Genomic DNA, 6,326 nt, shown 5'->3' with positions numbered 1-6,326 from the left:
CCACCCGCCCCATACCCGACCGTCGCGCCCACCCGCCGAGGATGCGCTCCTTCGATGTCCCGCCCGCTGATGCCACCACCGCCACCGGCCCCGCCACGGCTCTCGCGCCCGGCCTCGCAGGCGACCCCGTACGCAACCCGGCACGCGACCCGGCAGTCGACGGTGCGAGCGACGCCCCGGGGGACGCGGCGCACGACTCCGCGAGCGGCTTCGCTCCCGCCTTCGCGATCGCGGAGAGCGTTAATGATTTCCCTGACGCCGGGTCACCGCGGGTCCCCCGGCCGACGGCCCGCGGGGCTACCGTCGTACGTGGCGTACGCGTCGGCGCGCACGGTGAAGGGGACTGGCACATGAGCTTCGACGACGAGCACGACTACCACGGAGACCGCGGGCAGACACGCACCCGCCTGCCCGAGAGCGGCGGCGACGGCTACGGGGGCGCCCGCCGCCCCGTGCGCATGTCCCGCTCCGTCATCACGGTCGTCGGCGTCGTCGTCCTGCTCATCGCGGCGATCGCCTTCGCGAACCGAGGCGGCGGAAGCCATAACTCCGCGTCCGACGGCAACGACCGCGGTACGGGCACCGGCGCGGCGGCGGACCCGACCGCGCCGAGCGGCACCAAGCCGGTCAAGGGCACCTCGGCCCCCGACTCCACCATTCCCGCCGGCTTCGCCAACGACCAGCAGGGCGCGGCCAGCGCCGCCGCCAACTACGCGGTGGCCCTCGGCTCCGACGGCATGTTCCACCCCGACCAGCGCCACGCGATCATCGCCACGATCTACACCCCGTCCGCCGCGGCCAAGCTCACCACCAGCCTCGACGCCGCCTACTCGACCCCCTTCCTGGCCCAGCTCGGCCTCGACGCGAACGGCGACGCCCCCCAGGGCAGCACCTTCGTCTCCCGCACGATCCCGGTGGGCACCAAGGTCGAGAGCTTCAGCACGGGCGCGGCCAAGGTCAGCGTCTGGTACACGGGCCTGATCGGCATGGCGGGCACGGACTCCAAGAACCCGGTCACCACCACCTGGAAGACCAGCACCTTCCAGCTGCAGTGGACCGGCAAGGACTGGAAGATCGCCTCCGACACGGAGAAGGAAGGCCCCGCCCCGGTCCCCGGCGACGACACGGCCTCCACAGCGGATCAGATCACCAAGGCTGTCCAGCAGTTCGGAGGCTTCACCTATGCCAGGTAGCTCCCACGGCCGCTCCCGTTTCCGTGGCCGATCGGTCGTGACCGTACTCGCGGGCCTCCAGGCCGCCGCCGTCCTGCTCGCGACGCGGGCCGCTGCCGCGCCGTCCCCGGGCCCGTCGGTCGACTGCGACGCGCAGAAGGGCCTCGCACAGGACTACTGCAAGTCCGGTGGCAGCGGCGGCACCAGCCTCCCCGGCACCGACGCCCTCGACCCTCTCTCCTCCCTCGGCCGCGGCTGTGCCGAGGCCGCCGCGTGGACCATCGGAAAGCTGTCCAGCGCCGTCAAGGAGACCGCGAACGTCGACTTCACGAACGCGTCCTTCCTGCGCCAGTACGCCGTCGTCTTCGCCGCGTCCACGATCCTCACGCTCGTCCTGTGGCTGCTCGCGGTCGCCAAGCGCGCCGTGCGCGGCGTACCGCTGACGACCGCGATCTCGGAGGCCGTCGGCTTCCTCTGGCTGACGGTCCTCGCCTCCGCCTTCACCCCGCTGATCCTCTACACGGTCGTCTCGGCCGTGGACAGCGTCACCGACGTCATCTCGAAGAGCACGGGCGGCCAGACCGACGTCTTCTTCGGCGGGTTCTCCGACGCCCTGAAGAAGGGCAACGACATCGGCGGCGGCCCGATCATGCTGATCGTCGTCTCCCTCGTGTCGATCCTCGCGGCCGGCGTCCTGTGGCTCGAACTCGTCATAAGGGCGGCCCTCCTCTACGTCGGCGCGCTCCTCGGCACCGTCGTCTACGCGGGGCTCGTCGACAAGAACATGTGGGGCCACGTCCGCCGCTGGGCCGGCATCATGATCGCCGTGATCATGGTGAAACCCGTGATCGTCGTCGTCCTGAGCCTCGCCGGCGCCCTCTCGGGCGACAACGGCCCCGACGCGTTCTCCGCCGTCGTCTCCGGCCTCGCCATCATCCTGCTCGCGATCTTCGCGTCCGCCATGATCTATCGCTTCGTCCCCGGTTTCGGCGACGAGATCTCCTCCTCGCGCGCGGGCCGCAAGCAGGCCACCGACGGCTCGCAGGCCGCCGCCGTCCTCTCCTCCCCCGCCAACCTGGTCGCGCAGGGCATCAAGACGCACTCCACCCGCGCCCCCCGGGGGGGCGGCGGCGGGGGCGGCGGGGGGGGGGGCGCCCGGCCCGCCCCCCCCCTGAGCGGCGGCGTCGCCGCCCACAGCTCGCGCCCGTCCGGGGGCGGGGCCGGCGGCGGACATGTCCCCTCCGCCGCACCCCCGCCCCGCTCAAGTCCGACCAGCGGCACACCGCACGGCTCCCGCTCCACGGGCGGCGGCCCGGGCGGCGGCTCCGGCGGCTCAGGCACCAACAGCAGGAGGTAGAGGGCGTTGACGACCCAGTCCCACCCCATCGCGCCCCGTCGCACGTATCTCGTCGGCCGGGCCAGGCCCAACGCGATCGTCGGCAAGAACCGCGAGACCGGCGAGATCGCCCTGATCATCGCCGGCGCCTTCCTCGGCATGATGAGCGGCCTCGTCGTGCCCGTGCTGTCGCTGCGGATCGTGTTCCTCATGGGCTTCCCCATGCTGGCCCTCGCCGCCGTGTACGTGCCGTACAAGCACCGCACGTTCTACAAGTGGTTCGAGATCAACCGCAGTTACAAGCGCATCCTGCGGCGCGGCACCACCTACCGCTCGTCCGCCATGGAGGCGGGCACGTCCGCAGACGGCCGCGAGGTGGAGGTCGGCCCGCCGCCCGGCATCGGCCATGTCAACTGGCTCGCCGCGCCCTTCGGCCCCGACGAGATCGCCGTACTCCTGCACGCCGACCGCCGTACGGTGACGGCCGCGATCGAGATCGAGGGCCCGGGCGTCGGCCTGCGCGACAGCGAGGACCAGGAGGCGCTCGTCGACCGGTTCGGCACGCTCCTGAAGCATGTCGCCAACGGCGACGGCTTCGTGACCCGCCTCCAGATGCTCGCCCGCACCCTCCCCGCCGACCCGGACGCTCACGCCAAGGACGTGGCGCAGCGCGGCGACACGAATTCCCCGCACTGGCTCCAGGACTCCTACGACCAGCTCCAGTCGATGGTGTCCACCTCCAGCGAGCAGCACCGCGCGTACCTCGTCGCCTGTATGCACTTCAACCGCGAACTGGCGGCCGAGGCACAGACCATGGCCCGCGCCTCCAGGACCGCCGGCTCCGGACGCCGCCTCGACCGGGACGCGGGCCTCGCCATCGTCATGGCCCGCGAGCTGACCGACATCTGCGCCCGCCTCGCGGAGGCGGACATCCGGGTGCGCCAGCCCCTCGGCCAGGCCCGCCTGGCGTCGCTCGTGCACTCCATGTACGACCCCGACCACGCCATCGACCACATCCAGGCCATGACGAAACGAAACGCCTGGCCCGCCGAGCTCGACGCCGTCGAGCCCACCCATCTGAAGGCCAAGACCCGCGAGTCGGCCACCCGCGCCCCCTGGTGCCACGCCACGGCCTGGGTCAAGGAATGGCCGATGACGCCCGTCGGCGTGAACTTCCTCGCCCCGCTGCTCGTCCACACCCCCGACGTGATCCGCACGGTCGCCGTCACGATGGACCTGGAACCCACCGAGATCGCCATCGAGCGCATGCTCACCGAGAAGACCAACGACGAGGCGGAAGCCAGCCGCGCCGCGAAGATGAACCGTACGGTCGACCCGCGCGACATCGCCGCCCACGGCCGGCTCGACCAGCGGGGTGAAGATCTGGCCAGCGGCGCTGCGGGCGTCAACCTCGTCGGGTACATCACGGTGTCCTCCCGATCGCCCGAGGCCCTCGCCCGCGACAAGCGGACGATCAGGGCGTCCGCCGGAAAGTCCTACCTCAAGCTGGAGTGGTGCGACCGCGAGCACCACAGGGCCTTCGTGAACACCCTGCCCTTCGCCACCGGAATCCGCCGGTGACGGCCACCCCGCTACCCCTCCGCAACGCCCGCCACACCCCGTACACCCGCGGCACCCGCAGAACGTTCACCCCGCTCAACCCGTACGAGACGTCCAACCCGCACCACCCGCAACACGCAAGCCACCCGCACCACCGCAACCGACCGCCCCGCTCCCACCGCCGAGCCGAAAGGGGTCCGCGATGAAAGATCCGCTGTCCATCATCACGGACGCGTTCACCAGCTTCCTGTTCGGAGCTGTGGAGACCACCCGGCTGCCCGTCCGCACGTCGACGGGCCAGGCCCAGGCCGTCTACCTGCCGACGGCCGCACCGGGCCTCGGCGACAGCGGTGTGATCATCGGCCGCGAGGTGTACAGCGGCAAGGGCTACATCTACGACCCGTTCCAGCTGTACGGGCAGCAGCTGCCCGCCCCGCACTGGCTGGTCCTCGGCGAGTCCGGCAACGGCAAGTCCGCCCTGGAGAAGACGTACGTCCTGCGCCAGCTCCGCTTCCGCGACCGGCAGGTCGTCGTCCTCGACGCCCAGGGCGAGGACGGCGCCGGCGAGTGGAACCTCATCGCGCGGCAGCTGGGGATAACCCCCATCCGGCTCGACGCGATGGCCGCCCTGGACGACGGCATCCGCCTGAACCCCCTCGATCCCGCCATCACCACCACCGGCCAGCTGGCCCTGCTGCGCACCATCATCGAGGTCGCCATGGGCCACGGCCTAGACGAGCGGTCCGGCTTCGCGCTCAAGGTCGCCCACGCCTACGTCAACGAGACCATCACCGAGCGCCAGCCCGTGCTCATGGACATCGTGGACCAGCTGCGCCACCCGAAACCCGAGTCCGCCGAGGCCATGAACGTCGACATAGACGACGTACGGGCCTGGGGCCTCGACGTGGCACTCGTCCTCGACCGCCTGGTCGACGGCGACCTGCGCGGCATGTTCGACGGCCCCACCAGCATCGGCATCGACCTCGACTCCCCGCTCATCGTCTTCGACCTCTCCCACATCGACCGCAACTCGATCGCGATGCCGATCCTGATGGCGATCGTCGGCGTCTGGCTGGAACACACCTGGATTCGCCCCGACCGGAAGAAGCGCATCTTCCTCGTCGAGGAGGCCTGGCACATCATCAACAGCCCGTTCGTGGCGCAGCTGTTCCAGCGCCTCCTGAAGTTCGGCCGCCGCCTCGGCCTGTCCTTCGTCGCCGTCGTGCACCATCTCTCCGACGTCGTGGACGGCGCCGCAGCGAAGGAAGCCGCGGCCATCCTCAAGATGGCCTCCACCCGGACGATCTACGCGCAGAAAGCCGACGAGGCGCGCGCCACCGGCCGCGTACTGGGCCTGCCGCGCTGGGCCGTCGAGATCATCCCGACCCTCACCCCCGGCATCGCCGTGTGGGACGTCAACGGCAACGTGCAGGTCGTCAAACACCTCGTCACCGAGGCCGAACGACCGCTCGTCTTCACCGACCGCGCCATGACGGAGGACTCGGGCGGCACCGGCCCCGCGGACGACGAGAACGGCCTGCTGCCCACCGAGAACCTGCCCGAGGACATCCAGGCCGCCGAGTGGGAGGCGGAGCAGCGCGCCGCCTATCTGGAGCATCAGCGCCGGCTCAACGAGTCCTCCGAGTCGACGGTGGCGTGAGGCCCATGGACCCCCGAGACGACTGGCCGGACCGCTCCGACCCGTCCTACCGATCGGACCAATTCGACCAATCCGACCGATCCGACGCGCCGTACCGGTCGGCCCGTGGCAACAGGGGCGGCGGGCGGCCCGGCGGCGGCCGCCAAGGCGGTATCCCCGACGGCCTGCTGCTCGGCCTGATCGGGTTCCTCCTGGGTCTCGCGGTCCTCGTCTGGACGGCGACCGGTCTCGGCGGCCTGTTCACCCACGGCTCCTGGCCGGACGGTCTGGCCTTCACGCGCACACCGACCGCCATACGAGCTCTCGTCACCCGGCCGCACGACCTCGCCGGCGCCTGGCCCGCCACCCCGCCGCACCAGCTCTCCGGCTACGGCCTGTTCTGGGGTCTGCTGATCAGCCAGCTGATGGTGCTGACCGTCCTCACGGTCTTCACCCTGGGCACCGTGACCCGCTGGCGTGCCGTACGGGCCGCGCGCCGCGAACGCGCCCGCCGCCTGGCGTACGCCCGCACCCACGGCCCCGACCCAGCCGCCACCACTCCCCCTACGACAACGCCCCAACCCCAAGCCCAACCGGAACCACCTCGGCAGCCCCACAC

4 protein-coding genes and 1 pseudogene are annotated in these 6,326 nt (G+C 71.3%); all 5 read left to right on the top strand.

Features of this window, described 5'->3' with window-relative positions:
• The first annotated feature begins 350 nt into the window (after positions 1–350).
• Positions 351–1,193, top strand: coding sequence for a hypothetical protein (locus LCE31_RS34775; protein ID WP_225021670.1), 843 nt, complete (start codon positions 351–353; stop codon positions 1,191–1,193).
• Complete coding sequence (locus LCE31_RS34770) at positions 1,183–2,529, top strand: hypothetical protein (RefSeq protein ID WP_225021668.1); 1,347 nt, start codon at positions 1,183–1,185, stop codon at positions 2,527–2,529. The genes LCE31_RS34775 and LCE31_RS34770 overlap by 11 nt, the downstream gene beginning before the upstream one ends.
• Positions 2,530–2,535: 6 nt before the next feature.
• Entirely contained in the window at positions 2,536–4,089 is a 1,554-nt protein-coding gene (locus LCE31_RS34765) for an SCO6880 family protein (RefSeq protein WP_225021666.1), read from the top strand.
• A 181-nt stretch (positions 4,090–4,270) separates the two neighbouring features.
• A complete protein-coding gene (locus LCE31_RS34760; protein WP_225021664.1) occupies positions 4,271–5,728 on the top strand; it encodes an ATP-binding protein in 1,458 nt (485 codons plus the stop codon).
• Between the two features lie 5 nt (positions 5,729–5,733).
• Positions 5,734–6,326: pseudogene (locus LCE31_RS34755) on the top strand (hypothetical protein); the annotation flags it as partial.

This window comes from Streptomyces sp. 8L (assembly GCF_020176795.1).
Lineage (GTDB): Bacteria > Actinomycetota > Actinomycetes > Streptomycetales > Streptomycetaceae > Streptomyces.
The sequence above is the reverse complement of the archived record's forward strand: the minus strand, read 5'-3'. Positions and strand labels throughout refer to the sequence as shown.